This is a genomic window from Microbulbifer maximicatervae (SeqCode) (assembly GCF_052467225.1).
The window spans coordinates 2,480,131-2,506,628 of record NZ_CP174303.1; the positions used below are offsets into that span (position 1 = coordinate 2,480,131).

Consider the following 26,498-nt stretch of genomic DNA (forward strand, 5'->3'; position numbering starts at 1 on the left):
CCTTTTTTAATCGTAATCAAACCTTAAAAGCTATTCTGCGCCCAATCATTGACTGCTTCTAAAACAAACTGCTGGCTCTTATCATTCTTATCACATTTGTAAATTTGAAGGCGCTCACCCTCTTCGGTTGAACTACCCGGTGCGTCTATACAGTAGGTCCAGTTCTTATCGCGATTCTGAATAATTCCACTTTTCTGGATTTGCCATTTTTCCGAATTGCCACCGTCACAATCCCACAGGTGCATTTTATCGCCGTTATCAGCAGATCCAGTGTTGAAGTCAACACAGTATTTATTATTACCCTTGGGACGGAGTTGGCCTTCAGCAGTATAAACAAACTGCTGTTCATTGCTGGAGCCACAGTTGTTGATATTTAGGTTTGAGCCATTGCTATAGCCCTGGGAGACGGTCATGCACAAGTCAGCATTTGACGCAGAACGGATTCTCAAATAGCCGGGAAGACTTCTCCTTACTCCGACAAAAGGAACTGCCATGCCGGTATAATTGGGGGTGGTTGCGACTGTATCAGGATCCATCCCGATTGCAGTGGCACCATGTGCGATTGCTGCAAATATATAGCCGTAGTCGGTATTGCTAAAATCGCCAGAACTATCCCATAGGTGCATCAGCTGTTTGGTTTCAGCGGCTGCGTTGGCTGTTATCTGGTAATGATCGCCAGCCTGGACATTGCCGCAAAATATTCTTTGCGAACTACTGCTGCCTATTGAATCAATGGAGCTGGTAAATTCTTCTGGATCTGCGGTATCTATATCAGGACATAAAAATGCGCTCATCGCGTAGGAGTCTAATGCGGATTCCATTCGATTATTGACGTTGCCTGACTGTCCTCCGGTAAAAATAACGATTACTTTTTTGCCGTTATTTAATAAGTTGCCAACGCTAGGCCATCCCGTACTTGTAAGCGTGGTACGGTAATTTTCTGAGGAAGAAATTTGTTGTAAATATGTAAGCATATCCTGGTAGCTGTACTGGAGGTCGCCCAGCTCTTGTTGGATATACTGGTCAAGTAAATAAATTTCATCTGCATACCAGGCGTTAAACCAATCTAAATTGGTTTTCATATCGATATACAGCATTATTGGCGCTTCAATAGTGTTAACGGAGAGCCAGGATTTGATATCGTCCAGACAGTGTTCCAGACGATCATCGTCTCCGTTGCTATTGCACATGTGATTACCGATGTCGTTTTGTCCATGAGCAACATAGGGCCCATGGCTGCTACCTTGCCAGGCACCGTGATCTACGACATCGATTTCCAGTGATCGAAAGCCTTTGTCGAGCCAGTCAGTCAGTGTTTCACCGTCTTCTAGCCGCTCATAGCTGTTATGGGGCTGTAAGTAATAAAGCTCATCAATACGATGCTCACTGGTGGCCGCTTCTGCTTGGTAATCGGGCCAGTGAAAAGTGTCAGCTTTACTGATGCTGGGTATAGATATCCAAAGTGATAGACATAGAGCGCCTGTAGAGAATTTGAGGAAGGACATTGGGGTTCCTGTTATCGTTTTAATAGTATATTTATTATTTGTTATATAAAAAGTGTGTTAATACTTTGTTACCAGAGCTCGATAATTTAAGCCTGTTAATTAACTGTTTTTTTCAAACGGCTTGGGATGCGTAGATTTTTATTTAGATTACAGGTAATTGTTCGTAAGTAGGCAAGTGTTTGGAATTTTTGCGTTGACAGTGAGAGGCTAGGAGAAGAGTACTTTAAGGAAAGTACTCTAACATCTAAAGCATATGCTTGTATTTGGCGATGCTCCATCGCGCACGATTTATTGCTATTTACGCCCCATTCTCTTATCTATCTGCTTTCTCTCCCAATCTTCACCAAAGAAATTAAATAAATTGAAGGTGCTAATTGCATGGGAGGCGAGCCCTATACCCCAGCCAAATGCCGCCCAGAGTGACCATAAGTATCCGGGGGCGAGTATTAAGTTGGCAATTACTAGTCCCGAGATAACTAATAAATAGGTGATTAGGTGTTGGTAAAAGCTCTTCAGCTTCTTGACATGCTTAATGACTTCTTTTTCTTTGGGGGAGATCTGGTCTTGGGAGTTCATACTGATGACCTCGGCTGATTAGCTACAGCAGTGGGGAATATTATTATTCGAGTTATTTTCAAGTTTGGACAGGGATATTAACCACAGCCAATGACATGTGGCAAGTAGTGAAATTTTCGAGTGTATGAAGGATGCCCGATGAGACCAGGCATCCATAAAAGAGTACTACACAATACAGTCGGGTTGTTCTGAGGGGTGGGCTTTAATAAAGGCCGGCAGTTCATTGCAAGCGTCTGTGATTTTCTGGATTTTGGGGTACTGGGTCATATCCAGGCCAAAGCGTTCCGCACTGTATACTTGCGGGAGTAAGCAACACTCGAACAACCCTGGATTGTCTCCAGCGGCGAAAGGCGAGGGTCTTAATTGCTTCTCCAGCGCCGAGAAGCCCAGGTGTATCCAGTGCTGAATCCATTGAGTTTTTTGCTCATCACTGACTTTGAGTTCAGCCTGAAGGTACTGCAGAACCCTGAGGTTCTGTATAGGTTGAATATCGCTGGCAATACTTTGCGCGAGCGCGCGGATATGTGCGCGGGCCTCAGGGGCTTTTGGAAGTAGCGCTGGTTCTGGATGGGTTTCATCCAGCCATTCCAAAATGGCGAGGGATTGGGTGAGACTGGTTTCGCCATTATTCAGGGTTGGCAGTAGCCCGTGTGGATTCAACGTGCGGTAGTCGTCTCCGTGCTGGTCTCCCTTGAGCAGGTTTACCGGGTGATACTCGTATTCCAGGCCTTTCAAGTTGAGCCCGATACGCACTCGGTAGCTGGCGGATGAGCGAAAGTATCCGTAAAGGTCCATTCTCTTTCCTTTTCTTTGTTTTGGCGTTTGGCTGTTTGAATGTCAGCCTTTTTGGTGTTGTCTGGATGCGCCGTATTCATTTTGGCTTCCAGGAGTTTACATAATCTGTTAGCTCCACGGCATGGGCATCCGGGAGAATATCCCAGGGGGTGCGGCTGTCGATCATTACAGCAACTTCATCGGTTTCCTTGCGTGCATGCCGGGCTCCGGTAGCAAATGCCTTGGGGTGGGGGCCGTGGGTAAATCCCATGGGGTGGAGGGTAAGCATCCCCGGATGAATATTGTCGCGGCTAAAGAAGTCACCACGGTGATAGAAGATGAGTTCATCAAAGTCATCATTGTTGTGAAAAAAGGGGACTTTGAGTGCGCCCGGGTCACTCTCAATCGGGCGAGGCACAAAAGTCGCTACAACAAAACCTTGTGCGACAAAGGTGGTATGAGCCGAAGGGGGTAGGTGGTAGCGGTGGCTCATCAGCGGGCGTATATCGCGCCAGTTGATGCGAACGGCCAGGTTGTCCCCAGTCCAACCACAGGCGTCCAGTGGGTTGAAGGGGTAGGTAATGGTCGACAGCTGTTGCCGGGCTTTAACCACAACCCGCCACTCATCATCGCCCTGTTGATCGAGAAAGGCTTGATCTATACGAGGCACATCCAGCATCGCCTGGTCAAAAATTGCATTGGGGCCAAGGATGCCTTTTTCGGGGAGCTGAAAATGGCTACCTATCGCCTCTACCATTAATAGTTCCAGCGGCTCATCCTCCGTCGGCGTCAGGCGCCATAAGGTGCCGCGGGGCAGCAGGATATAGTCGCCATCGCGAATAGATAGGTGGCCGAAATCACAGAACAAGTCGCCGCTCCCATTGTGTATAAACAGGAGTTGGTCGCCGTCAGCGTTGCGCACCAGATGATCCATAGGCTCCCGGCAGGTCCAGAGGGCGACCTGGCTATCCTGGTTTCGCAGGATCGGCTTTTGATCCCAGGGGCTTGTTCCCTTGTGCTTCATTTGCGTGGCATCAAAAGCGTGGGGACGCAGTGGACCTTCGAACTGACTCCAGCCGGTGGGGGGATGACGATGGTAGAAGTGGGTGCAGGGCCCAAAAAAACCCTCTTTGCCCATTTCCCTTTCAAAGCTGTTGGGAGGGAAATCTGCATGGGCTTGGCGGCTTGTATTTCCTTCCGTTCGCGGAAAGCTGATCCACTGTTTCATGGCGTGGCCTCGCTTCTGTGCGGATGGTTCGAAGGTGTGGCGAAAAATTGAGCATCTCAGCGCCACTTACACGCAAATTTCTTGCGCCATAGATCCAATTAGTTCGCAAATATGGCGCAAAAAAACCTATACTGTCCGGCCATTTTTTCGTATGGCCCGGTAACTTTTCCAGAAAGTATTTGTGCCGATAGTGGTTACAATTGAAACCAATGTTAGTTAAATTGAGTATCAGGTACAACCGGGACACCCGAGCAGGCAGGTTTGAGGGCAGCTATGACAATCGAACAAAACACGCGACCCACCGTTGTTGAGAACGACGAGCTGCGCCTCGAAAAGTTCTTACCCTACCGCCTCTCGGTACTTTCCAACCGAGTGAGTAATGCTATTGCGCAAGCTTATGGTGCGCGCTTCCACCTCACCATTCCCGCTTGGCGGGTTATGGCAATTCTGGGTCGTTTTCCCGATTTATCCGCCGCCGAGCTGGTTGAGCAGACGGCGATGGACAAGGTCGCAATCAGTCGGGCCGTCTCCTCCCTGTTAAAGAATGACTACATTACACGCAGTGAAGATCCCGGTGACCGGCGCCGGCAAGTGCTGAACCTGTCGGAGCTGGGGCGTGATATTTATGCTCGCATAGTGCCGCTGGCCCATCAGTACGAGAATGACTTGATGGCATCCCTATCCACTGAGGAGCGGGAACAACTGGATTGCATTATTGATAAGTTAATGGTGCGCGCGAAGGAATGGTCTGAGCGCGGCCTCGTTGATGAATAAATGAGATAACTAAGAGGAGTTTTCAGATGTTTGAGCATTTAAACAGCCTTCCGCCAGATCCGATTTTGGGCCTTTTGGCCAGCTACCGCGCGGATGAAAACCCCAGCAAAATTGATCTCGGTGTGGGCGTCTACAAAGATGAGGCAGGCCATACCGCTGTCTTGCAAGCCGTCAAGGAAGCCGAAACCCGCTTATTACAGGGTGAGGAAACCAAGGCCTATATCGGCCCGGCCGGAACTCCAGGTTTCAACACAGCCATGCAGGAGCTGGTACTGGGTGCCGGGCACCCCGCGTTGGCGGGCGGTCGCGTTCGCTCAGCTCAAACTCCCGGTGGATGTGGTGCTTTAAGAGTTCTGGCGGAATTGATTAATCGCGCCAAAGCTGGGGCAACCGTGTGGGTGAGTGACCCCACTTGGGCTAACCATGTGCCGCTTCTGGGTAATGCGGGCTTGCAAATCAAGAGCTACCCCTACTACGACCGTGCTACCAGTAGTTTGCAGTTCGACAAAATGGTCGAGACTCTGAAGGATGTGGGTGAGGGCGATGTTGTTCTTTTCCACGCCTGCTGTCATAACCCCTGTGGCGCGGACCTGTCCCGTGAGCAGTGGAAAGTGTTGGCAGAAATGGCGCAAAAGCAGGGCTTCACGCCGTTTATCGATATGGCCTATCAGGGCTTTGGCGAGAGCCTGGAAGATGATGCCTACGGCCTGCGCTTGATGGCTGAATCTGTTCCAGAAATGCTGGTCGCGGCTTCCTGCTCGAAAAATTTTGGCCTCTATCGCGAACGTGTCGGCCTGGCTATGGTGATTTATGCGAATGGTGAAGCCGCCGATAAAGGCCATAGCCAGTTGCTGAGCGCTATTCGTGGCAACTATTCCATGCCACCTTCCCACGGTGCTGCCATTGTAGAATCTATTCTTACTGATGCGGGACTGAAAGCGAACTGGGAAGCTGAGCTGACCGAAATGCGCGAGCGTATTAACGGTTTGCGTGCTGGATTGGTAGAAGGGCTTGCCGCAGCGGGTGCTGCCGGTGAGTTTGGTTTTATCCGCCAGCAGAAAGGGATGTTCTCATTCCTGGGTATCAATCCCGAACAGGTACAACAGCTGCAAAAGGACTATTCCATTTATATGGTGGACTCGAGTCGCATCAGTATTGCCGGCCTGAGTTCCAATAATATGGAATACTTCTGTAAGGCTGTTGCCAGCGTGCTGTAAATTCGGCACATTTGGGGGTGAGCAATATGCTCACCCTTAAGATTTATCCTTTAGAAGTAAGAGTGAAAGATGGAAGTTGAGCTAGGAGTCCCAGTGCCCGAATCCCCCACCCAAATTTGGACCCCCCAGAGCTGGCGAAACTTCACCGCACATCAACAGCCCCAATACACGTCTGCCGAAGATGTTGCCCAGGTGGCTAAACAGCTCTCTGGTCATCCGCCCCTGGTTTTTGCGGCAGAGGCTCGCGAGCTGCGCCGTCAGCTGGCTCAGGTTGCCGAGGGGAAAGCCTTCCTTTTGCAGGGCGGTGATTGTGCTGAATCTTTTGCCGATTTTAACGCAAACCGCATTCGCGATACTTTCAAGGTATTGTTGCAGATGGCTGTCGTGCTCACCTTTGCCGGTAACCTGCCGGTGGTGAAAGTTGCGAGAATGGCCGGCCAATATGCCAAACCCCGTTCAGCAAATACCGAGACGGTGAACGGAGTAGAACTGCCCAGCTACCGTGGCGATATTATCAACGGCATTGATTTTACCGCTGAAGCGCGCATACCTGATCCACAGCGGATGGTAACTGCTTATAATCAATCGGCTGCCACCCTGAACCTGCTGCGAGCTTTCGCCCAGGGGGGATTGGCCGATCTGCATCAGGTGCACAAATGGAATCTCAGCTTCCTGAAGAATAATCCTCAGCGGGAAAAATATGCCCAGCTGGCGGAACGCCTTCAGGAAGCTTTAGAGTTTATGGCGGTATGTGGTGTTACCTCAGAGAACTCTCCCGCAATTCGTGAGACTTCACTCTATACCTCTCATGAGGCGCTATTACTTGAATACGAGCAAGCGCTGACAAGAACCGATAGCCTTACTGGCAAATGGTATGACTGCTCCGCACATATGCTGTGGATTGGTGAACGCACTCGGCAACTGGATGGCGCTCATGTGGAGTTTCTCTCCGGTGTTTGTAACCCGATTGGGGTGAAAGTTGGTCCAAAGATGCAACCGGATGAGCTGCTGCGTTTGATCGATAAGCTCAACCCCGAGAACGATGCAGGTCGCCTTACACTGATTACCCGTATGGGCGCCGATACTTTGGGAGAAAAATTGCCTGCATTGGTGCGCGCCATTCAAGCGGAGGGGCGCTCGGTGGTATGGAGCACTGATCCCATGCATGGCAATACCGTTAAAGCGGGTAACGGCTATAAAACTCGCGATTTTGAAAAAATCCTGCGGGAAATTCGCGACTTTTTCTCGGTACACTGGGCCGAGGGAAGCCATCCCGGCGGTATCCATCTGGAAATGACCGGACAGCATGTCACTGAGTGCACCGGTGGAGCTTGGAAAATTTCTGAAGCAGACCTGGCCAGTTGCTACCGCACCCAATGCGATCCGCGACTAAATGCCGATCAGGTGTTAGAACTGGCGTTTTGTGTTTCTGAATGGTTGCGCGCTGGTCGAATCGCTTAATTGGCTGTTCTCTTTAATTAAGAAATTCTGAATGTAAAACCTCTTATCTTGAGCCTTTGGCTCGAATAAGAGGTTTTCATTTCTCTCAACTGAAACTCCCTCTAAATCAGTATTCTATATTTGTCAGCCTGTATGTGAGGAGCTGCTCCTGTTGCAGTTAAGACATTCAAGCTGAATATTCTCCAGGTTTTACTTCGACTGACAGTATTTAAGTATCAATTAAAGTCACCTTATTTATTAGATTAGGGGATGGATATCCCTTATCCGACATTATTGATAATATTTGATAGTTTGTTCTGTCAATTTTTGTAAAAGTAAATTGTAGGGTGGGGCAATGGTGCGAACTATAGAGTTTTTGTTGGGTTTATGTCTTGTTGGCCTTGGTATTTACCGGGGGATCACTGTTGAAATCGATGTTTACGCGATAATGCTAGTCGTATTTGGTATAGGTTTGATGGCACGATGGTTCGGTTCCTCCAGTAGCGATGAGGATAATGGTTGGTACGATAGTGATTCTGGCAGTAGTTCGAGTGGCAGTTCTTGCAGCAGCGATGACTAGTTTTTCTGTCTGACAAACTGTTATTGGAGATTGCTTACATTGGCTAGTTTACTGACTTTGATTCCTTATGCTGGATTAATTGTTGCTATTTACCTGGGAATTAAGGGGCGCGAACTCGCCTGGAAAAATAAGCAATGGGAAAGCCTTGAGCATTTTAATTCTGTTCAGAAAAAGTGGTCTGTTTGGGGTGTTTGTTTGTTGATAATTCCTATTTTGGGTATTCTTGCTGCAGTAGCGATACCTGCCTATGTAGACTACCAGAATGCGGTAGGAGCTCAGTAGATCGGGTTCTTTATCGACAAAGGGTTTGGCTTCCTGCCATTCCCTTTCTGATTAATTCCCTGACTTTTCATTCCTCTCTCTATAACTAGTATGACTGTATTTTCAATGTAATTAAGTCATGTTCAAATTCCAAGAAGGGCGCTACAAGCTTATTGAAGAGTGTGGTGTTTAAGTTTTGATCGATTATGCCAGGATAGGTTTAGAAATAAGGTGTAATCGATTTCGGTCTTTAAATCTGTATCATGTACCATTTTGCGCTGGCTTGAAGCTTAAGTGACTTGTCAGCAGTGCTAGCTAACCAGCTTGACGCTGGTTGTATAGGGATAAAGCAAAATGACAGATATGGTAAAGGGACATTACTCAGTTAGTCGCAGGAAGTTTTTTGCTGCAAAAATATTGGGCGTATTGTCGGCATTAGTAGCAGTGTTATGGGCACTTACCCAGTATCTATTTCCTGAGCCCATGATTTACCTATACGGCATATGGCGCCCTGAGTATTTTGTAGCCTTTATGGCCATTGTGATTGTGTGCACTTCGCTATCTCTATGTATTTGGAGCTACTTAAAAAATCGCTACCTATTTGGTGTGGTTGTGGTTTTGGCTTATTCGATCTCCTGTTTTTCATTTTTTATTCTGGGGAAGGAGTATCACAGTCCGGATTTTGTTGCAGGTCTTCCAAAAACGACTTCTGAAGGTGGTGCTGTTTACCTGCAAGGGGTCGAGATTCATCACAATAATTGTGTAAGGCAGGGCGGTACAGTGCAGTGCCGTATGACCGTGACTAATCGGAGAAGTCGGCAAAAAGTAAGGCTTTCCTCCTGGCGCCTGATTATGAAAGATGGCGCTGTCTTCAAGGAGTATGAGGTATTTAGGGGTGGGCAGGAAGTGAGGGGAATGGTATATCTGGAGCTTCCCCGCGGTTCTGAGGCCGAGCTGGAAATCGTGTTTTTTGAAGTCCCTGAGAACTATACTGAAATCTTGAATCTCGGCTTTAAGGCCGGGAGTAAAGAGTTTGGATTTAAAAACATAAATGTCAGATAATTTTTTCTAAAAATAGAAAGGTATTGGAATCGGTAGGCTTGAAGCCACAGAAATTTTCCACTTAGGTGTTGTTTGCAGTGTTATCAAGTGTGGATTTGAAACGATATATTCGTGAGTTCTGGTTGTTTGGCTTGAGGCAGGCTTATGCCTGTATTTTCGGTGGCTTCTTGCTGGGAATTATGATTGTCACCAACTATTGGTACCCACTGGAATCGATTCACCGGTATGACTTTATCTTTCTGGCTGCTATAGCCTTTCAGGTCTTTCTTCTAGCTACAAAACTGGAAACATTCAGGGAGTCAATAGTTATTGTCGTATTTCATGTCGTTGCGACCGTCATGGAGATATTTAAGACATCTGATGCTATTGGCTCTTGGAGTTACCCGGAAGAGTACTTCTTTGGGATTGGTAATGTGCCACTGTTTACAGGGTTCATGTATAGCGCGGTGGGCAGTTACATTGCTCGAGTGTGGCGAATTTTTGAATTTGAATATTCTCACTATCCATCGAAATTGCTGACAGTTGTTCTGGTTGTGTTTATCTATGCCAACTTCTTTACACATCACTATATCTGGGATTTCCGCTGGGCGTTACTAGCGGGAACAGTGTTATTATTTTATCGAACCAATATTTACTTTAAGGTCGTTGAAAAGCATCGCTCTATGCCGCTTCTTTTGGGGTGGTTGCTGGTAGCACTGTTTATTTGGTTTGCTGAAAATATTGCTACTTTTGCAAATATATGGATTTACCCTAATCAATCCCATGAATGGCAAATGGTATCTCTGGCGAAGCTCAGTTCATGGTATCTACTGATGCTGCTGAGTTTTGTACTGGTCTCACTGATTAATAACGTGAAGATCCGCTCCGAGACTGCTGGTGCTCCGAGTACGGAAAGCAGGTCGCCCGCTTAAGGCGACCTAGCTGCTTGCTCCTTAAAGGTTAGGGCATTGTGGGGTAATCGGTATATCCGTTTGCGCCACCGGTATAGAAGGTGTTTGGGTCTGCTTCATTTAAGCTCGCATTGGCTTTAAAACGCTTTAGCAGGTCCGGGTTCGCCAGGAATGGAACGCCGAAGGCAACCGCATCTACTTGCTGCTGCCCAATGGCTGTATTGGCCTCATCTCGCCCGTACCCCATATTGCCAATCAGATTGCCCTGATACAGTTCCCTTGCTGGAGTCAATACATCTCCGAGTTGCTCGCCGAGGAAGTCGGCTCGCATCAAGTGCCAGTAGGCCAAATTATATTCATTCAATTTTGATGCAAACCAGCGAGTGTGTCCCTCAGGATCGCTATCGCGCATGCTGTTGAATCCGTTTAGGGGAGAAGTTCGCAATCCAACTTTGCCGGAGCCCCAAACTTCGATAACGGCCTCCAGAACTTCAAACAGCAAGCGTGCACGATTCTCTAAAGACCCACCGTACTCGTCTGTTCTAAGGTTTGAGCCATCCCGCAAAAAACTGTCCAAGAGATAGCCGTTTGCACCATGAACCTCAACTCCATCGAAGCCAGCATCTCTAGCATTGATTGCTCCCTGTTTAAAAGCCGCGATAATTCCTGGGATCTCCACAGTTTCAAGGGATCTTGGGGTGGTGTAAGGTTTTTTTCCGTTCGGTGTGTGAACCGTATCGTCAATGGCGATTGGGCTGGCTGCAACCGGCGTTGTGCCATTATTCAAATCGGGGTGACTGGCTCGCCCACCGTGCCAAAGTTGCAGGAATATCTTGCCGCCTCTCTCGTGAATGGCGTCAGTCACTTGTCTCCAGCCTTCGATCTGTTCCTGGGAGTAGATACCTGGCTCAGAAATAAAGGCTGAAGTTCCCTCTGCCACCATAGTTGCCTCGGCAATAATCAGGCCGGCGCCAGCCCTCTGTGCATAGTACTCAGCCATCAAAGGGGTAGGTACGTGATTTTCAGCTCTTGCGCGGGTCAGGGGGGCCATCACCGCACGGTTGGCAAGCTTCACATCACCTAATTGAATACCTGTAAACAGATCCTGTGTCGCAGTCATCTTGTGTGCCTCAATGTTGTCACGAAAAGCAGTTGTCTATCGATGGCGCACAGACTAAGCTCACAGCTTATTGGAAACAATAAGGTGTTTGGAAATTGATTGTTCGCGATTTGGAAACTATAGACTTTCGAACTTTATCGATCTTTGTGACCACTTGCAGACTGCTGAGTCTCACCCAGTGTGCCGAGGAGCTGGGGCTGCCCAAATCTACAGTGAGCAAAGCCATTTCGAAGCTGGAAGAGCAACTGCAAGCCAAGCTGCTGGAGCGCTCTACACGGAAAATTGAGATTACTGATGCGGGTAGGGTTACCCTTCGCCGGGCCTCTTTACTGGTGGAGGAGTTTAAATCCTTGCGCGAGGATGTGCGGGAGATAGAGCAGCAAGTACAGGGGTTGCTGCGTGTATCGGCCCCCCCGGCCATGGGGAGCTACCTGGCCCAGTATATTTTCCCTCCATTTCTCCAGCAGTGGCCGAAAGCCCAAATCTCGCTGGAGCTATCCAACACTTTTGATGACCTGTTTATTCAGGGTATAGACCTGGCAATTCGTGTCGGGCAGATCGCCGATGACCGTTTGGTGGCGAAAGAAATCGGGTATACGACTCAGGTTCTGGTAGCCAGTCCGGACTATTTAAGGGAATACGGAATACCTGAGTCACCCCAGGAGCTCAGGCAGCACAATTGTATTACAGCCGGGACTGCCCCTGAGTCTGCTTTTTGGACTCTGGTATCCGAAAACAAAACGGAATCTATCGAAGTGCGAAGTAACTTCCATTGTGGCAATCCAGAAACGGCAAAAAGGGCTGCTGCTGGCGGGGTGGGAATAGCTCAAATTCCGGTTAACAGCATGATCTGCGAGTTGGAGAAGCAGGAGTTAATACGAATATTTCCCGAATGGCACGCGATATTTATGCCAATTTATGTAGTCTATCGGCCCGGAGTCAATAAGCCCAAGAGAGTCTCGGCACTGTTGGAGTATTTAAATGAAATTAAAGGCCGGTTTGAGTTCGGTCCTGATCACCAGTTGTGCCAATATGAGACTTGCCCGTTGACTACTGGGAATTTGTAGATTTTAGGTAGGGGCAATTATCTGTAGGTGTCGTTCTCACTAAATAGAGACCTGATCACAGATTGAAAACTTTGAAATACAGTAGTTGCTTTAGCAGGTAGACCATAAAATCTTAGATTTTACTTTCCCAATAGGGTGCTTTACGACATGATTTCTCATATAACATTAGGTACAAATAACTTGCCCAGGGCGGGGCTGTTTTATTGCAAGATTTTTGCCCCTATTGCTGCAGAGGAAGTTTATCACTCTGATACAGTTATTTTCTGGCAGTTTAAAGGCTCCTCCACAAAACTTGCTGTTACTGCTCCCTATGATGAAAAGCCGGCGAGTATTGGAAACGGTACAATGTTAGCCCTTAATGTTGGCAGTATTGATAAAGTCGATAAGATTTTTTCTATAGCGCTTGGACTTGGAGGGACATCTGAAGGTGGTCCAGGCTATAGGAATTCGGAATCTTTTTATAGGGCCTATTTTAGGGATTTGGATGGAAATAAAATAGCCGTATTTACTCGTTAGAAGGAGTTAAAGTGAGAAAATTGATAAGCTCCGGTTCATACCTTGAGAATCCCATAGGGTTTTCAAGAGCCTGTAGGATCGGGGGGCAAATCGCTATATCGGGGACCGCTCCTATATCGGAGGGCAAAACTGCCTTTATCGGTGATGTTTATGGCCAGACCAAACTCTGCTTGGATATTGCTGTCGCTGCTCTTAAGGAGGCTGGTGGACATCTGCCTGACGTTATAAGAACCCGGATTATGTTAGTTGATATAAAGCGCTGGGAAGATGCGGCCAGGGCACATGGGGAACTATTTTCAGATATTCGCCCTGCCTGTACTTTTGTGGAGGTTAAGGGGTTTATTGACTCTAATTGGTTAGTGGAGATTGAGATGGATGCCGTTGTCTCTGAAAGTTAATTTGAAAAGGGGGTAATGCCGACCTGAAATAGTAGCATTGGCAGTAAGGGGGGGCGGGGTTATTGCCTTAGTTTAAAGGCTAATAACCCCGGCAGACGTAACTTAGGGTTTATTCAAGGCAGCTCGGCTCAGCTGATGAGAAGGTGTTGCCTGACCAAAGGTTATTGTTAACGCTACAATCCTCACTCTCAAAAAGATCTTCAAGGTCGAATAAGCCGTTTCCTGTGGCAGTGTTAAAGACAATGTTATTGCCAATGGCGTTAACACCGGTAACTAATATACCGTAAGCTCCATTGTCACTACTGGTATTTTGACTGATGCCATTGTTGGATGCGGAAAATTCTAATGAAATTCCAGAAGATCCATTTTCTGTTGTTGTGTTATTTGAAACGGTGCATGAGCTTCCTTCAATTTCAATACCTGTATTGTCATTGTCTTGTACAATGTTTGAAACAAAGACAGAAAAATCTCCATCTAATTCGACCCCATCACTGTCGGACCCAGTAATAGTATTGCCGATTATTGTATTGGAAGTACCGTCAACTTCCATACCCTCGTCACCGGATAACTCAATAATGTTTTGGGAAATAAAATTAAGGTTACCATTGATATCGATTCCATCATCTGAGTCATTCCCGTCACCAAGTGCATAATTGCCTGTGACGATATTGCTATCACTGCTTACAACAATGGCATCGTCCAGTGGAAGCAATGCATTTATGCCATATACAGTGTGCCCACCCGCCTCTAAGAGTAAAACTGCATCATTGCAACCATTTACTGTTCCGGTGGATAATTCAGCTGATGTGCCTATAAGCACGATTCCATTGCCTGCATCTGATCCTAAGCAAGTCAAGGAATGTCCATTCATATACAGACTTCCAGTTGGCCCCTGAATTGTTAAGGCAGGAGCATCCGTAAACTCACAAACTAGATCCTCGGTTAGGGTGGCGGGTTCGGTAATTACATCTCCGCAATCTACGGCATTGACCGTTAATGATAGGGAGACTCCTAAAGTAAATAGAGTTGTGGAAAGGGTTTTAGGGTATTGGATAGGGTAGAACATGGGTAACTCCTTTTAACAGCTATAAGAAGTGTAGATATTAATACGGTGATGTACTTTAATGGGGTAGTATTAGCTGTCTATATCTTTTATAGCGCTACGGAGTTTTTGGTGGTTTTTGCGTGCATCTGGGGCCTGTGTGTAATTATCAGAAAATTATATAAAGCTCCTCATTTTTCTGGTTTACATAATCAAGACAGTAGGAGTTAGATATTGTGAATATATTGTTTTCCATGATTTGTTTGAAGTGAAAACTGGATTATCTACACTGAAATATAACCCGTTAATACTACCATTGGTTAGTTGAGCGCCCCTATTATCTCTATTTCTATACCGAGTTCGCTAGTGTTGTACATGGGGTTGTAGATATTAATATATAAATCTTATGCCAGAATAAGATCTGCGGGCTCACTATGCTAGATCCTGATCGAAAGTGGTAGGTAGGGTTATCCGTTGTTGTCTGAGTTAATTAACATGTAGAGGATTGCGGTATATTTTCCTAGTTGATATTGTCGTGTGTTTAATGGCGACCCTCTTTTTGAAATTAAAAGAGGGTCGTTTGTACATTTAAATTCTCATTTAATGATTTTTTTTGCTGGCCATATGCCTATATGGTCTTAAATTATCAATTCAATCTAGGCAGCCCGGGTCAGAAGTGGTGAATGTATTGTTTATCCAGGTATTGCTGCTTATGCAAGCAAAGTTTTCTGGATCATATAAGTCGTAGGTATGGCCCTCGGAGAAGTTACCAGAAATCGTATTGTCGGTAGGCATACTGTCCGCAATATATATTCCATAAGTGCCATTATCAACAACGTTATTGTTGGCAATATTATTGAATTCGCCCTGTAGTAGCTGGATTCCTGCAAAATCATTATCTGTAATCTTATTTTGCGCGATAGTGCCGTAGCTACCAGCAACTGAAATACCTTGGTAACCATTGAAGTTGGATATGTTGTGGGTTACACGTGAAAAAATACCGCCAGCTACAATTCCATCGGTTGCACAAAAATAGACCTCGTTAAAGTAAACATGATTGTAGGCTCCTGTAATTTCGATGCCAGGATTGTCAGTATTTCCAACAAAATTGTTGTTGACGAGATTGTTGTTACCCTGGATTAGGATACCTTCATCGACAACCCCACTACCTCCAGTGATTGTCATATTGCTGACTACATTGAAATTGCTTTTGACATAAACAGCATTATTACCAGAATCAGTGATAGTGACACCTGTAACATAATGGCCACCATCACCTACAACAGTCACAGCGTCGCCGCAACCGATTACGCTTCCCCCGCTAAGCCGGGCACCACTTTCCAGTAAAATAATACCTGTGCCAAATTTATTGGTGGAACAGGTCAAACTGTAATCTCCCATTGAAAGGCTGCCAGATGGCCCTTCAATTGCTATTGCGACAGAAAATTCATCATCAATAGTGCAGACTAAATCACTATCGAGGGTGGTCGGAGTGGTTATTACGTCACCACAGCTAACCGCCTGAGCTTGTGAGCCTGTGGCGACACCCATTGATAAAACCGCAACAGCTGCGCCAAGTGGTAAAATGGATTTCTTTTGCATGAGTCTATCCCTACCTTTAATCAGTTAAGTGAATGTATGAATAAAATAAAAAAGCCAGGTTTTCTGGGTTGATATTTGTGTCTAAAAAAGAGTGCTGCTTTTTGTTTAAATATTGCCCGATTTGTCTTGATTAGATAAATATTGTTTTGAAGTTTTAATAGTGTTTTTTAATGGAGATAATTATGAAAAGTCGTATAAGTTAAGCGCGGTTGCTTGGCGTCTATAGCTTTATTTCCGAAATGCATTGATACGCGTATGGTAACTATTCTGGTGTTTTTATCGGTTGTCGTTAATTACACTTTTCTGCTGGAAAATGTTTCCGGTAGTCAAGGGTTCTATATTGAGGCGGATATTTTCAATAGGGGAAAATTTCATCTGCGGCCGACAGCCATATCCATTGAGTGTCATGCACCGTATCCATTGCATGCAGCTATTTTACAATCTCAGTGATCCCGCTATGGAGGGTGCACTGTATGAAATTGAATCCATGCGTATATTGCTGGATTGGCTTTGAGTGGCCCAATTTTCGATGAAACAACGATTCTTAACTTTCGCCACTTACTGGAACTCAATCAGCTAGGTGCAGCTCTTTTTGATGAAATCAACAAACATCTTGCTGAGAAAGGCATGGTACTGCGTGAAGGCACGATTGTAGATGCCACTATTATCTCCGCGCCAACTTCAACTAAGAATAAAAAGAAAGTGATCCAGAAATGCATCAAACAAAGAAAGGCAATCAGTGGAATTTTGGAATGAAAATGCATATCGGGGTTGATGATGTGCTTGGAGTAATACATAACATAGATACAACAGCAGCGAATTCGCATGATGTCACAACCACAGAGCGAGTTCTCCACGGGGAGGAGAAAAGAATCTGAGGAGACTCTGGGTTCATTGGTGCGGAGAAATGTGAAGAGTTGAAAGAGTGGGAGGCGGATTGGTACATGGCAATGAAGCCGAGCAAGCTAAAACCTCTTCCAGGGCGTGATGCACTCCGTAAGGCGGAAAAGATTAAGGCGCAGATAAGAGCGAAGGTCGAGCACTCCTTTCGCTACATCAAACGGGTATTTGTTTATGACAAGGCCCGCTATCAGGGACTGGTAAAAATACTGAGAGGCTGTGCTTGCTGGCAGGCTTTACCAACTTATTAATAGGGAGAAAATACTTGGCTACCTAGGAGGGGCGCCTGAAACCCGCCTATTTAGGGTTTCAGATGAAAAATTAGGGGACTATTACGCGAAAATTATGCGTTTGGTCGTAATAAAGTGGATTTTTCAAACAGTTCATCTTAACTCTAGAAAAATGCTTCGTTGATCAGAGGGCCCTTAATAAGTGTAGATATCTTTTTATTGAGAATATTTAGCGGAGTGATTTAGGGTGTCTGTATCTTTTAATCTGTCGGATATGGTCTCTTATTGTTGAGGCGGGTTTAAGTGTCTGCTAATGTCGACAGTAAAACTATTTATTAATGGTTGTGGGTGCGCAACATTTTAATTGAATAGCGATTCTCTTTTTGGGAAAGAGAATCGCCTTAAGGTTTAAAGTGGGTTGACAAGGAGTTTGGCTATTTATAAGTTCTTGAATTGCTTGCTTGTAAATTCCCTCAAGTATTTAATCTAAACAAGAGGGATCAGATGTGGTAAATGTATTGTTTTGCCAGGTATTACTGCCTGTGCAATCAAAGTCAACTGCATCAAATAAGTCGTAGGTTTGGCCCTCAGAGAAATTACCAGAAATCGTATTGTTGGTAGGTTCATCGTCCGAAATAAATATTCCATAAGTGCCATTATCAACAACGTTGTTATTGACAATACTATTGCTATCGCCTTGATCTAGGTCGATTCCCCCTTCCTCGTTATCAGTAACATTATTTAGAGAGATAGTGCCGTTGTCACTATCAATTTCAATACCGCTGCTACCATTGAAGGCGGATATGTTATTGGTGATATTTGCAAAAATACCGTCAATTTCAATGCCATCGTTTCCTGAAAAATAGACCTCGTTAAAGGTAACCGTATTGTAGTCTCCTGCAACTTCAATACCTTCGTCACCAGCATTTTCAACTAGATTGTTGTTGACTAGATTGTTATTACCCTGGATATCGATACCTTCATCGGAATCCCACCCATCTCCAGTGATTGTCATGTTGCTGACCACATTGAAATCGCTTTCGACATATACAGCATCATCACCAAAATCAGTGATAGTGACACCTGTAACAAAATGGTTACCATCCCCTCCAACAGTCACAGCATCGCCGCAACCGATTACGCTACCCCCGCTAAGCCGGGCGCCACTTTCCAGTAAAATAATACCTGTGCCAAATTCATTGGTGGAACAGGTCAAACTGTAATCTCCCATTGAAAGGCTGCCAGATGGCCCCTCAATTGCTATTGCGACAGAAAATTCATCAGCAATAGTGCAGACTAAATCACTGTCGAGGGTGGTCGGAGAGGTTATTACGTCACCACAGCTAACCGCCTGAGCTTGTGAGCCTGAGGCAATACCCATTGATAAGACTGCTATAACTGCGCTAAGTGGTAAAATGGATTTCTTTTGCATGAGTCTATCCCTAACTTTTAATCAGTTGAGCGAATGTATAAATAAAATAAAAAGCCAGATTTCCGGATTTGTTATTTGTGCCTGAAAAAGAGCACCTGCTTTTCGTTTAAATATTGCCCGATCTGTCTTGATTAGATAAATATTGTTTTGAAGTTTTAATAGTATTTTTTAATGGAAATAATTATAAAAAATTGCATAAGGTGGTTGAGTTTATTGAGCGCCCTTAGCTTTATTTCCGAATTTCATTGATATATGTGGTAAATATTCTGATAATTTTACGGATTGTCGCTAATTGCATTTTCTTATGGGGAAATATTTCCAGTAATCGTGACTTTTATGTTGGAGAGGATTTTGTGAGTAGAAGAAAAGTTCCCACCTAATTATGAATGGGAATAGGTTTTTCTAAATATATTTAAATGTGTTTGTTTGTGTTGAGTTTAAGTGCGGCTTTATAGGTCGTTTACTGTTGTAAGTGAAATTTTGATTGCTGTTCCAAAACTCCTCTGATTTAAAGGCTCAGTTTTAGCTGCAAGACAGCGCACTTTTATTTTCAAAAGGTAAGCAAAGGTGTGGAGTTGTATTAGCTGGCTGCTGAAGGCTTTATTTATGTTGAGTTTTAAGTGAGATTCCAGCGGTGACGGAAATAAGCTGATTTTGACCGGGTAGGGGGTTCGGGTCGAATTTACTGATTTGGTTACTTCAGAGGGGATCGTTGAGTAGGAGAGGTGTGGGTGCTGGGACGCCTAGACCATATGGTCAAAGCTGAAGGAAGTCGTCGTGTATTTCCTTCACTCTGTCGCAGCCTTGGCTGAGAATGGCGGTAGTATTGGCGGGCATAGGCCAACTGGGGTTAAACTCCCGCTCTTAAAACTATTACAAAGCTCTATCCTAGAGGAGATACCGATGCGTCAAACAATGATCGCACTATCCGTGGCCGCAGCTCTTGCGGTAGTGGGCGGTTGTGGTGAAAAGACACAACAGGCTGAGGTGGTCAAAGATACCGTGAATGCCGAGAAGTCCATGGCTGTTAGTCCGGAGCACGCCAGCAACATGCTATTGGCGGAGTGGACAGGTCCTTTTGGTGGTGTTCCTGCGTTTGACAAGATGAATCTTGAAGATCTCAAGCCCGCAATTGAGAAGGGTATTGAGATGAATCTGGCGGAGCTGGACGCCATCGCCGCCGATCCTGCCAAGCCTACTTTCGCCAACACTTTCGTTCCGATGGAGCGCAGTGGTGCAGAGTTGGGGCGTGCATCTTCTTATTATGGGATCTGGGCCGGCAATATGTCCTCCCCGGAATTCCGTGAGGTTCAGCGCGAACTGGCACCTCTGTGGGCTGACTACGAGTCCAAGATTTACCAGAACAAGGCCCTCTTTAAGCGTATCAAGTCTATCTATGATCAGCGTGAATCGATGGACCTGGACGCTGAGCAGAAGCGTGTAGTCGAGCTGGTATATACCCAGTTCGCAACCAATGGCGCCACCCTTGAAGGGGAAAAGAAAGAGCGCTATGCAGAAATCAATAAGCGCTTGGCGGAACTCTATACAAAGTTCTCCAATAATGTACTGGCTGATGAGGAAGGCTACGACATCTTCCTGACTAAAGATCAGCTGGGTGGCCTGCCGGATTCCTTTGTCGCTGCTGCGGCGGCCCTGGCGGAAGAGAAGGGCGAAAAAGGTAAGTACGCTATTACCAATACCCGCTCCTCCATGGATCCCTTCCTGACTTACTCTGACAATCGCGAGCTGCGTAAGCAGATTTGGACCAATTACTACAGCCGTGGCGACAATGGTGATGAGCACGATAACAACGCTATCATCGCTGAAATCCTGAAGCTGCGCGACGAACGTGTTGGCCTGCAAGGTTTCGACAACTACGCTCAGTGGCGCCTGCGCGATCGTATGGCGAAATCGCCTGAGCGCGCCATGGAGTTGATGGAAGCGGTATGGCCGGCGGCAGTTGGTCGCGTGAAGGAAGAAGTGGCTGATATGCAGGCTGTGGCTGATGCCGAGAAAGCCAATATCACTATTGAGCCCTGGGACTACCGCTACTACGCAGAAAAAGTTCGCAAGGCCAAGTACGACCTGAACTCCGATGAAGTTAAACAGTACTTGCAGCTGGATAACCTGCGTGAAGCCATGTTCTATGTGGCTGGAGAGCTGTTCAATTTTGAGTTCACTCCAGTGAAGGAAGGCTCAGTACCGGTATTCCATGAAGATGTTAAGGTCTGGGAGGTTACCGATAAGACGAGTGGCGATCATATCGGCCTCTGGTACCTGGACCCATTTGCTCGTGCAGGTAAGCGTTCTGGAGCCTGGGCAACCATGTACCGCGATCACTCCACTTTCGATGGTAAGAAGAACGTTCTCTCTTCCAACAACTCTAACTTTATCAAGGGCGCTCCCGGTGAGCCTGTACTGGTAAGTTGGGATGATGCAGAGACTTTCTTCCACGAGTTTGGCCATGCGCTGCACTTCCTCGCGTCCAACGTTACTTATCCGACCTTAAATGGCGGTGTGCGTGACTACACCGAGTTCCAGTCTCAGCTGCTGGAGCGCTGGTTGTCTACCGATGCGGTTATCGACAATTATCTGGTGCACTACAAAACTGGTGAGCCGATTCCTGCGGATCTGGTGAAGAAGATCAAGAAGGCGGCTAAGTTCAATTCAGGTTTTGCCACTACTGAGTACCTGGCATCTGCACTGGTGGATATGAAATTCCACACTGCTGATCCTGAAGGTATCGATCCAGACAAGTTTGAACGTGAAACTTTGAAGAAGCTGGGTATGCCGGATGAACTGGTGATGCGCCACCGTTCTCCTCATTTTGGTCATATCTTCTCCGGTGAAGGCTATGCGGCCAGCTACTACGGCTACATGTGGGCCGATGTGCTGACCTCCGATGCCTCTGAGGCTTTCGCCGAGTCCAAAGGCGGCTTCTACGATAGGGAAGTAGCTGCGAGACTGGTGAAATACTTGTTCGCTCCTCGCAATGCGTTGGACCCGGCAGACGCATACCGCTCTTTCCGTGGTCGCGATGCCAATATCGAAGCATTAATGCGCGATCGTGGCTTCCCGATCCCTGAAAAGAAAGCGAGCACGGTAGCTGTTAAGGACTAATTTGCAATAGTCCCCGTGACAAAAAAGCCGCATCCTTCGATGCGGCTTTTTTTATTGATTTAACTTGGTCTGTGAGTATTTCAGCTGGTTTCTGATCTCACCCTCTGTGAAGTTCTTTTACTTGTTTAGCCGCAGGCGCTAATTAACTTAGCTGGAAACATAAACACCTTGAATATAATCCCGGTGTATAACTTAATAAATGGCTTTCAGAATTGGAGGGTTTCTTGATAAGAGTTAGTGTATAGCTGGTACTAAAATAGGGTTTGGGATACTGGGGGGATCTGATGATAAAAGTTGGCTGTGGGGGTCAAAATAAGCCATTATTTAGCTAACCCGAAACCTTAATACGGTTTTCAATTTTTCCGGTGCAACTTTTCTTGTGTCTGAAAGATAAATTTCCTTGTGTACCTTGGATAGGCGATTTAAGCCCTGATCTTTAGCAAAGGCTTCCATTTTCTCAAAGCTGATAGGCTCATCCTCAAATCTCCCTAAGTGGAGCATTTGTACACACTTCCCCTCTAAAATAGTCTCAAAGTTAACTTGATTCAGTAGTGGATTTGGTTTTTTGTTCTTAACGTAGTTAAGTATTTCCTTGAAAAAGGGTAGCTCGACAAAATCAGGCTGACGTATCATCAGCTTATAGATTAAATCTTCTTTTTTGATCTTCCCAGAATAACTCTCTTTGGCTTTTTCATTGATGTCCCAGACTCCCTCTAATGGATAGACTGTAAAATCAAAGTACCCCCTCGGCTTCTCATCCGTTTTTTTGGGAAGCATCTTGATAGCATAAGCCAAGGAATATAGAGCGCCGATACAGTTTGTGAATGCCTCCTCGGCAGGGCTGCCCTCTCCATGAATAGTAATGTAATTGAGTTTGGGGATATCGATAACTTCAGGTAGAGTTTTAGGGAGATAGAGAGATTTTTCTTTTTTTCGCCATTCATGTTTTACTGGCATAGTATTCCCTTGGTGCTTTCTAGGTCGCTTTAAGTATACTGTTTATAAATACAGTGTTCAAGATGGGTGGTTTAATGTTGATGTTTGGCAGGTCAAGTTAGATTAGGCGAAAGGAAATTTTCACTTATAACTGAATGGCTTTACGACGACTTTGATCCCGGCGCGTTGGGTGATGATTGAGCGATGATTAATAGGTATAAGCCTGCCATTTTGGGTAGGCACTATGCCGCAGACAGTTTTATTGTCGTCTAATTGTAAGATCTAGTGAAAGTCGCAACATATCTTTGTGTTGCACTCCGTCTTCAACAATGGGTTGATCATAGTTGTGTAAAAAATAATCTTTAACAACAGATTCAACCCTGAACCCATGGCGTTGATAAAAGGTTAGTTGGTAACCGAATGTGCCAGTGCCCAGCTCTATTCGGTGAATTCCTTTGGTGGTGAGCTCTGAAAGAGAGAACTTTAACAGCTTTGATCCAATCCCTTGCTGCCGCACCTCAGGAGAAACTGAGATATTGAAAATCTCAGCGATTGCGGTATCAATTTCTTTTACTACGCATATACCTTCCACAGCGCCAGCATCAATTGCTGCGAAGCACCAGGATTCAGGTAAATAGCTGTCTATTTTCCTCTTAGAGGGATCTGCTTCGAGTAGAAGATATAAAGGTGCATCGCTTACGGGTATTTGGATGTATTTCATAGCGCGGTCTACTTGGTATCTATTTGAGGCGTTAACCTATATGCGCTTTATCAATAAAGTTTTCTCGTATCCACAAAAAGTAGTATAGCAATAGCGCAATACAAGGCTCTTAGTGAATTATGGGGCAGTCGTTGTTTCTGCGAATACCGGCTTTCGCCGGTATTCGCAGATTTGAAGTGCGGGAAAAAATGAAGGTCAGTGATTGGCTACAGGGGTTTACGGTATACCTGTTCTCCTTCAACCCAGGTCTCCAGAACTTGTACTTTCCAGATCTCCTGGGGAGCCATCGTAAAAATATCCTTATCCAGCAAAATAAAATCGGCGAACTTCCCGGCTTCAAGGTTGCCGATGACTTTCTCTTGATGGCTGGCATAGGCTGCATCCAGGGTAAAGGCGCGCAGGGCTTGCTCCAGAGTCATAGCTTCTTCAGTGCGCCAGCCTTTACTGGGATCTCCCTGGCGGTCGCGGCGGGTAACTGCGGCGTGTAGACCGAAAAGCGGGTTTGCAGGTTCTACAGGGAAGTCGGAACCTGCGGCGATGGGAGTGCCTTGCTCCAGCAGTGTCTGCCATGCGTAGGCGCCGATCAGGCGCTCATTCCCCAGGCGGTCGCCGGCCATGTTCTTATCGCTGGTAGCGTGAGTGGGCTGCATAGAGGCAATCAAGTTGAGCCGGGCGAAGCGCGGAATATCTTCCATCTCAATAACCTGGGCGTGCTCCACGCGATGACGATAGCTAGCCTGGCTCTCTGCCTTGTTTAGGGTTTCCAAATGGTTCAATATGATATGGTTAGCCCTGTCGCCGATTGCATGTACGTTAACCTGGAAGTTATTGTCGGTAGCCAGCTTGAGCAAAGCCAACATTTTGTCTTCCGGGTAGAGCAGCAGCCCCTTTTCCTGAGGACGGTCGTGGTAGGGCTCCAGCAGGGCAGCGCCTCGGCTTCCCAAGGCGCCATCGGCGGAAAGTTTAATGCTGCGCATATACAGCCGGTCCGAAGGCTCTCCAATATGCCCCGCCTGAAGTAACTGGGCATAGTTGTGGCTATCTACTGAAAGCATGGGGTAAATACGCAACGGGATGGCTTTCTTATTTGCCAGGTCTCGGTAGGCGTTCAGGGTCTGTTCGCTGATACCCGCATCATGCACACTGGTTAATCCCAGTGAGAGAGCGGTGGTAAATGCATTTTGTAGACTCTTTTTCTCCTGGGCTAAAGTAGGTGCGGGTATCGCCTTGTACATCAGGCTCATGGCGTTATCGATCAGGATGCCTGTCGGGTTGCCGTTTTCATCCCGTAGAATCTCACCGCCATCTGGTGATTGGGTTTCCTTGTCGATCCCCGCTAATTGCAGGGCCCTGGAATTGGCCCAACCTGCGTGGCCATCGACCCGGCGCAACCAAATTGGCTGCTCTATTTCCAATTTATCCAGTTGTTTACGGGTTGGGAAAGCTTTGTTGGGCCAGGTAACCTGGTTCCAGCCACGGCCCGATAGCCATTCGTCGGGCCCCAGATCCCGGGCGTACTTCTTGATGGCTGAGAGTGCTTGTGCAAGGGAGTGATCGCGTAAGTCCAATTCCCCGGTAAGTTGGCCCAGGCCCAGCATATGGCCGTGGGCATCAATTAGGCCTGGAAGTAGGGTTTTACCCTGCGCATCAATTCTATCGGCTGTAGGAAATTGCTTTTCCAGCTGTTGATAGCTTCCAGTTGCCAGTACCTTGCCTTGATCAAAGGCTAAAGCATCGAACGTGAGTAGTTGATCATCAGTAGTTTGGTAGCCGGAAACATTGTGAATCAGAGTGGTGGACTGAACACACAGTGAGGTGGCCATAAGTAGAGTGGCGGTAAGGGGGCGGAAAAAACGCATAGATAGCTTGCCTTATAGGGCGACTTTTGAACCTCGCCCCAACTAGTCGAATATCTTGAAATTCGAGTTATTGTTTTGCTGGATCTATGCGCAGTAAACGGCCTTTGGGGCCATCGGTCAATATGTAAAGACTGCCATCCTGGCCAACTTCTGCGTCGCGTACGCGCTCCCCAATAGGTATCCTTAGCTCGCCAATGGCAGCGCCATCTTTTATCTGAATGATCCTTAAATCTTCGCTAACTAACCCGGCGGAAATAAGCCGTCCTTTCCATTCGGGGAAGGCATTGCCGGTGTAGAAGGCCAGTCCCCCAGGGGCATGGGTATCGAGCCAGGCCAGTGCGGGCGAGGTAAATTCTGGACCCTCGATTTTGAAGGCTATATTGGAGCCATCCCGGTAGTCCCGACCAAAAGTGACCCTTGGCCAGCCATAGTTACTGCCAGCTTTGAGGCGGTTCAATTCATCGCCTCCTGCGGGGCCGTGTTCGGAGGACCAGATCTCCCCACTTTGTTGATCGATCACCAATCCTTGGGGATTGCGGTGGCCAAAGCTCCAGATTTGCGGCAGGGCATCTGCTTGGTTTTTGAATGGGTTGTCGTCGGGAATTGAACCGTCCCCATTAATACGAATAATAGAGCCGAAGTGGGTTTGTAGGTTTTGGGCCTGTTCCCGGGCAAAAATATCGAGGAATTCTTGTGGGGGATTACCGCCATCGCCAATGGTAGCCAGCAACGTTTTATCGGGTAGGAAGGCGAGCCGGGAACCGAAGTGTGCGCCGTTATTTTTACCCTGCGCGGACTTGAATATCTCTTCAAAGTTTTCCAACTTGCCGTTATTCCATTTAGCCCGACCAATGGCAAGTCGGTTGTTGTCCATATTGCCAATGGCATAACTGAAGTAGAGCATCTGGTCTTGAGGGAAGGTGGGGCTCACAGCGATATCCAGTAGGCCCCCTTGGCCAAGAAACAAGATTTCTGCTGGAAACCCGATAGGGTCCGCCAATAATTTTCCATCTTTTACAATTCTGAGTTGTCCGCTGCGCTGGGTGATAAGAAAACTTCCATCGGGCAGGCTGGTTATACCCCAAGGGTATTCAAGTGGGCCGGCGACTGAAGTAAGGGTAACCTCTTCGGCGAGCGGGATAGTGCCTCGGGAAATCAAAGGATTATTCTGGCTATTGGCAGCAGTGCTAAAAAAGATGCAGATTGTGACAACTACACTAAGGAGGTATTTCACCACATGGCCTCTAT

General features: G+C 46.6%; 25 protein-coding genes and 1 pseudogene. 14 read left to right on the forward strand and 12 right to left on the reverse strand.

Annotated elements, in window-relative coordinates:
- Positions 1-23: 23 nt before the first annotated feature.
- The 4 genes from ACJJIZ_RS10970 to ACJJIZ_RS10985 all read right to left on the reverse strand — a co-directional run bounded on the left by ACJJIZ_RS10970 (position 24) and on the right by ACJJIZ_RS10985 (position 4,083).
- Positions 24-1,505 (reverse strand): ricin-type beta-trefoil lectin domain protein, encoded by a 1,482-nt coding sequence (locus ACJJIZ_RS10970; RefSeq protein WP_444916141.1) that lies wholly within the window; start codon positions 1,503-1,505, stop codon positions 24-26.
- A 294-nt stretch (positions 1,506-1,799) separates the two neighbouring features.
- A complete protein-coding gene (locus ACJJIZ_RS10975) occupies positions 1,800-2,081 on the reverse strand; it encodes a 2TM domain-containing protein (RefSeq protein ID WP_282933358.1) in 282 nt (93 codons plus the stop codon).
- Between the two features lie 165 nt (positions 2,082-2,246).
- Positions 2,247-2,876, reverse strand: a complete 630-nt coding sequence (gene maiA / locus ACJJIZ_RS10980) for a maleylacetoacetate isomerase (protein ID WP_444905707.1) — start codon at positions 2,874-2,876, stop codon at positions 2,247-2,249.
- A 76-nt stretch (positions 2,877-2,952) separates the two neighbouring features.
- Positions 2,953-4,083 (reverse strand): homogentisate 1,2-dioxygenase, encoded by a 1,131-nt coding sequence (locus ACJJIZ_RS10985; protein ID WP_444916142.1) that lies wholly within the window; start codon positions 4,081-4,083, stop codon positions 2,953-2,955.
- A 273-nt stretch (positions 4,084-4,356) separates the two neighbouring features.
- Here ACJJIZ_RS10985 and ACJJIZ_RS10990 point away from each other — a divergent pair, with 273 nt between their 5' ends.
- The 7 genes from ACJJIZ_RS10990 to ACJJIZ_RS11020 all read left to right on the forward strand — a co-directional run bounded on the left by ACJJIZ_RS10990 (position 4,357) and on the right by ACJJIZ_RS11020 (position 10,328).
- Positions 4,357-4,857, forward strand: coding sequence for a MarR family winged helix-turn-helix transcriptional regulator (locus ACJJIZ_RS10990; protein ID WP_444894279.1), 501 nt, complete (start codon positions 4,357-4,359; stop codon positions 4,855-4,857).
- A 26-nt stretch (positions 4,858-4,883) separates the two neighbouring features.
- Positions 4,884-6,074 (forward strand): amino acid aminotransferase, encoded by a 1,191-nt coding sequence (locus ACJJIZ_RS10995; protein ID WP_444916143.1) that lies wholly within the window; start codon positions 4,884-4,886, stop codon positions 6,072-6,074.
- Between the two features lie 69 nt (positions 6,075-6,143).
- Positions 6,144-7,535 carry a class II 3-deoxy-7-phosphoheptulonate synthase gene (locus ACJJIZ_RS11000; protein ID WP_444896762.1) on the forward strand — a complete coding sequence of 464 codons (1,392 nt, stop codon included), beginning with the start codon at positions 6,144-6,146 and terminating at the stop codon, positions 7,533-7,535.
- Positions 7,536-7,869: 334 nt separating this feature from the next.
- Positions 7,870-8,094, forward strand: a complete 225-nt coding sequence (locus ACJJIZ_RS11005; protein ID WP_444916144.1) for a hypothetical protein — start codon at positions 7,870-7,872, stop codon at positions 8,092-8,094.
- Between the two features lie 39 nt (positions 8,095-8,133).
- Positions 8,134-8,376 (forward strand): hypothetical protein, encoded by a 243-nt coding sequence (locus ACJJIZ_RS11010; RefSeq protein WP_444916145.1) that lies wholly within the window; start codon positions 8,134-8,136, stop codon positions 8,374-8,376.
- A gap of 333 nt (positions 8,377-8,709) precedes the next feature.
- On the forward strand, positions 8,710-9,417 hold the full coding sequence (locus tag ACJJIZ_RS11015; RefSeq protein WP_444916146.1) for a hypothetical protein: 708 nt from the start codon (positions 8,710-8,712) through the stop codon (positions 9,415-9,417).
- A gap of 95 nt (positions 9,418-9,512) precedes the next feature.
- Positions 9,513-10,328 (forward strand): DUF817 domain-containing protein, encoded by an 816-nt coding sequence (locus ACJJIZ_RS11020; protein WP_444916147.1) that lies wholly within the window; start codon positions 9,513-9,515, stop codon positions 10,326-10,328.
- 28 nt (positions 10,329-10,356) lie between these two features.
- On the opposite strand, the gene ACJJIZ_RS11025 is transcribed toward ACJJIZ_RS11020, so the two are convergent.
- Positions 10,357-11,427 (reverse strand): alkene reductase, encoded by a 1,071-nt coding sequence (locus tag ACJJIZ_RS11025; protein ID WP_444916148.1) that lies wholly within the window; start codon positions 11,425-11,427, stop codon positions 10,357-10,359.
- A 95-nt stretch (positions 11,428-11,522) separates the two neighbouring features.
- Here ACJJIZ_RS11025 and ACJJIZ_RS11030 point away from each other — a divergent pair, with 95 nt between their 5' ends.
- The 3 genes from ACJJIZ_RS11030 to ACJJIZ_RS11040 all read left to right on the forward strand — a co-directional run bounded on the left by ACJJIZ_RS11030 (position 11,523) and on the right by ACJJIZ_RS11040 (position 13,408).
- Positions 11,523-12,494 (forward strand): LysR family transcriptional regulator, encoded by a 972-nt coding sequence (locus ACJJIZ_RS11030; RefSeq protein ID WP_413665247.1) that lies wholly within the window; start codon positions 11,523-11,525, stop codon positions 12,492-12,494.
- A 147-nt stretch (positions 12,495-12,641) separates the two neighbouring features.
- Positions 12,642-13,010: a VOC family protein gene (locus ACJJIZ_RS11035; RefSeq protein WP_444916149.1), complete on the forward strand. Its 369-nt coding sequence runs from the start codon at positions 12,642-12,644 to the stop codon at positions 13,008-13,010.
- Positions 13,011-13,021: 11 nt separating this feature from the next.
- A complete protein-coding gene (locus ACJJIZ_RS11040) occupies positions 13,022-13,408 on the forward strand; it encodes a RidA family protein (protein ID WP_444916150.1) in 387 nt (128 codons plus the stop codon).
- A 109-nt stretch (positions 13,409-13,517) separates the two neighbouring features.
- On the opposite strand, the gene ACJJIZ_RS11045 is transcribed toward ACJJIZ_RS11040, so the two are convergent.
- Together ACJJIZ_RS11045 and ACJJIZ_RS11050 are read right to left on the reverse strand one after the other, a co-directional pair.
- Positions 13,518-14,474 (reverse strand): right-handed parallel beta-helix repeat-containing protein, encoded by a 957-nt coding sequence (locus ACJJIZ_RS11045; RefSeq protein ID WP_444916151.1) that lies wholly within the window; start codon positions 14,472-14,474, stop codon positions 13,518-13,520.
- Between the two features lie 627 nt (positions 14,475-15,101).
- Complete coding sequence (locus ACJJIZ_RS11050; RefSeq protein WP_444916152.1) at positions 15,102-16,052, reverse strand: right-handed parallel beta-helix repeat-containing protein; 951 nt, start codon at positions 16,050-16,052, stop codon at positions 15,102-15,104.
- Positions 16,053-16,365: 313 nt separating this feature from the next.
- On the opposite strand from ACJJIZ_RS11050, the gene ACJJIZ_RS11055 reads away from it, so the two are divergent.
- From ACJJIZ_RS11055 to ACJJIZ_RS11065, 3 genes and pseudogenes are all read left to right on the forward strand, one after another.
- Positions 16,366-16,566 (forward strand): transposase, encoded by a 201-nt coding sequence (locus ACJJIZ_RS11055; protein ID WP_444916203.1) that lies wholly within the window; start codon positions 16,366-16,368, stop codon positions 16,564-16,566.
- Positions 16,563-16,808: a hypothetical protein gene (locus ACJJIZ_RS11060; RefSeq protein ID WP_444916153.1), complete on the forward strand. Its 246-nt coding sequence runs from the start codon at positions 16,563-16,565 to the stop codon at positions 16,806-16,808. Before ACJJIZ_RS11055 ends, ACJJIZ_RS11060 begins: the two co-directional genes overlap by 4 nt.
- A 2-nt stretch (positions 16,809-16,810) precedes the next feature.
- A pseudogene (locus tag ACJJIZ_RS11065) lies at positions 16,811-17,203 on the forward strand (transposase).
- Between the two features lie 460 nt (positions 17,204-17,663).
- Here ACJJIZ_RS11065 and ACJJIZ_RS11070 read toward each other — a convergent pair.
- Positions 17,664-18,614, reverse strand: a complete 951-nt coding sequence (locus ACJJIZ_RS11070) for a right-handed parallel beta-helix repeat-containing protein (protein WP_444916154.1) — start codon at positions 18,612-18,614, stop codon at positions 17,664-17,666.
- Between the two features lie 903 nt (positions 18,615-19,517).
- On the opposite strand from ACJJIZ_RS11070, the gene ACJJIZ_RS11075 reads away from it, so the two are divergent.
- A complete protein-coding gene (locus ACJJIZ_RS11075; RefSeq protein ID WP_444916155.1) occupies positions 19,518-21,734 on the forward strand; it encodes a M3 family metallopeptidase in 2,217 nt (738 codons plus the stop codon).
- A gap of 324 nt (positions 21,735-22,058) precedes the next feature.
- Here ACJJIZ_RS11075 and ACJJIZ_RS11080 read toward each other — a convergent pair whose 3' ends face one another.
- The 4 genes from ACJJIZ_RS11080 to ACJJIZ_RS11095 all read right to left on the reverse strand — a co-directional run bounded on the left by ACJJIZ_RS11080 (position 22,059) and on the right by ACJJIZ_RS11095 (position 26,484).
- Positions 22,059-22,691, reverse strand: coding sequence for a GyrI-like domain-containing protein (locus ACJJIZ_RS11080; RefSeq protein WP_444916156.1), 633 nt, complete (start codon positions 22,689-22,691; stop codon positions 22,059-22,061).
- Between the two features lie 238 nt (positions 22,692-22,929).
- On the reverse strand, positions 22,930-23,391 hold the full coding sequence (locus ACJJIZ_RS11085) for a GNAT family N-acetyltransferase (protein WP_444916157.1): 462 nt from the start codon (positions 23,389-23,391) through the stop codon (positions 22,930-22,932).
- Positions 23,392-23,597: 206 nt separating this feature from the next.
- Positions 23,598-25,250, reverse strand: a complete 1,653-nt coding sequence (locus ACJJIZ_RS11090) for an amidohydrolase (RefSeq protein ID WP_444916158.1) — start codon at positions 25,248-25,250, stop codon at positions 23,598-23,600.
- Between the two features lie 67 nt (positions 25,251-25,317).
- Positions 25,318-26,484 (reverse strand): PQQ-dependent sugar dehydrogenase, encoded by a 1,167-nt coding sequence (locus ACJJIZ_RS11095; protein WP_444905691.1) that lies wholly within the window; start codon positions 26,482-26,484, stop codon positions 25,318-25,320.
- Positions 26,485-26,498 lie beyond the last annotated feature (14 nt).

Bases quoted from the DNA above. Each gene is read 5' to 3' on its own strand.
- ACJJIZ_RS11080 (WP_444916156.1), bottom strand. From the start codon at position 22,691: ATGCCAGTAAAACATGAATGGCGAAAAAAAGAAAAATCTCTCTATCTC.
- ACJJIZ_RS11000 (WP_444896762.1), top strand. From the start codon at position 6,144: ATGGAAGTTGAGCTAGGAGTCCCAGTGCCCGAATCCCCCACCCAAATT.
- ACJJIZ_RS11015 (WP_444916146.1), top strand. From the start codon at position 8,710: ATGACAGATATGGTAAAGGGACATTACTCAGTTAGTCGCAGGAAGTTT.
- ACJJIZ_RS10975 (WP_282933358.1), bottom strand. From the start codon at position 2,081: ATGAACTCCCAAGACCAGATCTCCCCCAAAGAAAAAGAAGTCATTAAG.
- ACJJIZ_RS11045 (WP_444916151.1), bottom strand. From the start codon at position 14,474: ATGTTCTACCCTATCCAATACCCTAAAACCCTTTCCACAACTCTATTT.
- ACJJIZ_RS11090 (WP_444916158.1), bottom strand. From the start codon at position 25,250: ATGCGTTTTTTCCGCCCCCTTACCGCCACTCTACTTATGGCCACCTCA.
- ACJJIZ_RS11050 (WP_444916152.1), bottom strand. From the start codon at position 16,052: ATGCAAAAGAAATCCATTTTACCACTTGGCGCAGCTGTTGCGGTTTTA.
- ACJJIZ_RS10995 (WP_444916143.1), top strand. From the start codon at position 4,884: ATGTTTGAGCATTTAAACAGCCTTCCGCCAGATCCGATTTTGGGCCTT.
- ACJJIZ_RS11070 (WP_444916154.1), bottom strand. From the start codon at position 18,614: ATGCAAAAGAAATCCATTTTACCACTTAGCGCAGTTATAGCAGTCTTA.
- ACJJIZ_RS10970 (WP_444916141.1), bottom strand. From the start codon at position 1,505: ATGTCCTTCCTCAAATTCTCTACAGGCGCTCTATGTCTATCACTTTGG.
- ACJJIZ_RS11035 (WP_444916149.1), top strand. From the start codon at position 12,642: ATGATTTCTCATATAACATTAGGTACAAATAACTTGCCCAGGGCGGGG.
- ACJJIZ_RS10990 (WP_444894279.1), top strand. From the start codon at position 4,357: ATGACAATCGAACAAAACACGCGACCCACCGTTGTTGAGAACGACGAG.
- ACJJIZ_RS10985 (WP_444916142.1), bottom strand. From the start codon at position 4,083: ATGAAACAGTGGATCAGCTTTCCGCGAACGGAAGGAAATACAAGCCGC.
- ACJJIZ_RS11055 (WP_444916203.1), top strand. From the start codon at position 16,366: ATGTTTCCGGTAGTCAAGGGTTCTATATTGAGGCGGATATTTTCAATA.
- ACJJIZ_RS11075 (WP_444916155.1), top strand. From the start codon at position 19,518: ATGCGTCAAACAATGATCGCACTATCCGTGGCCGCAGCTCTTGCGGTA.
- ACJJIZ_RS11085 (WP_444916157.1), bottom strand. From the start codon at position 23,391: ATGAAATACATCCAAATACCCGTAAGCGATGCACCTTTATATCTTCTA.
- ACJJIZ_RS11005 (WP_444916144.1), top strand. From the start codon at position 7,870: ATGGTGCGAACTATAGAGTTTTTGTTGGGTTTATGTCTTGTTGGCCTT.
- ACJJIZ_RS11025 (WP_444916148.1), bottom strand. From the start codon at position 11,427: ATGACTGCGACACAGGATCTGTTTACAGGTATTCAATTAGGTGATGTG.
- maiA (WP_444905707.1), bottom strand. From the start codon at position 2,876: ATGGACCTTTACGGATACTTTCGCTCATCCGCCAGCTACCGAGTGCGT.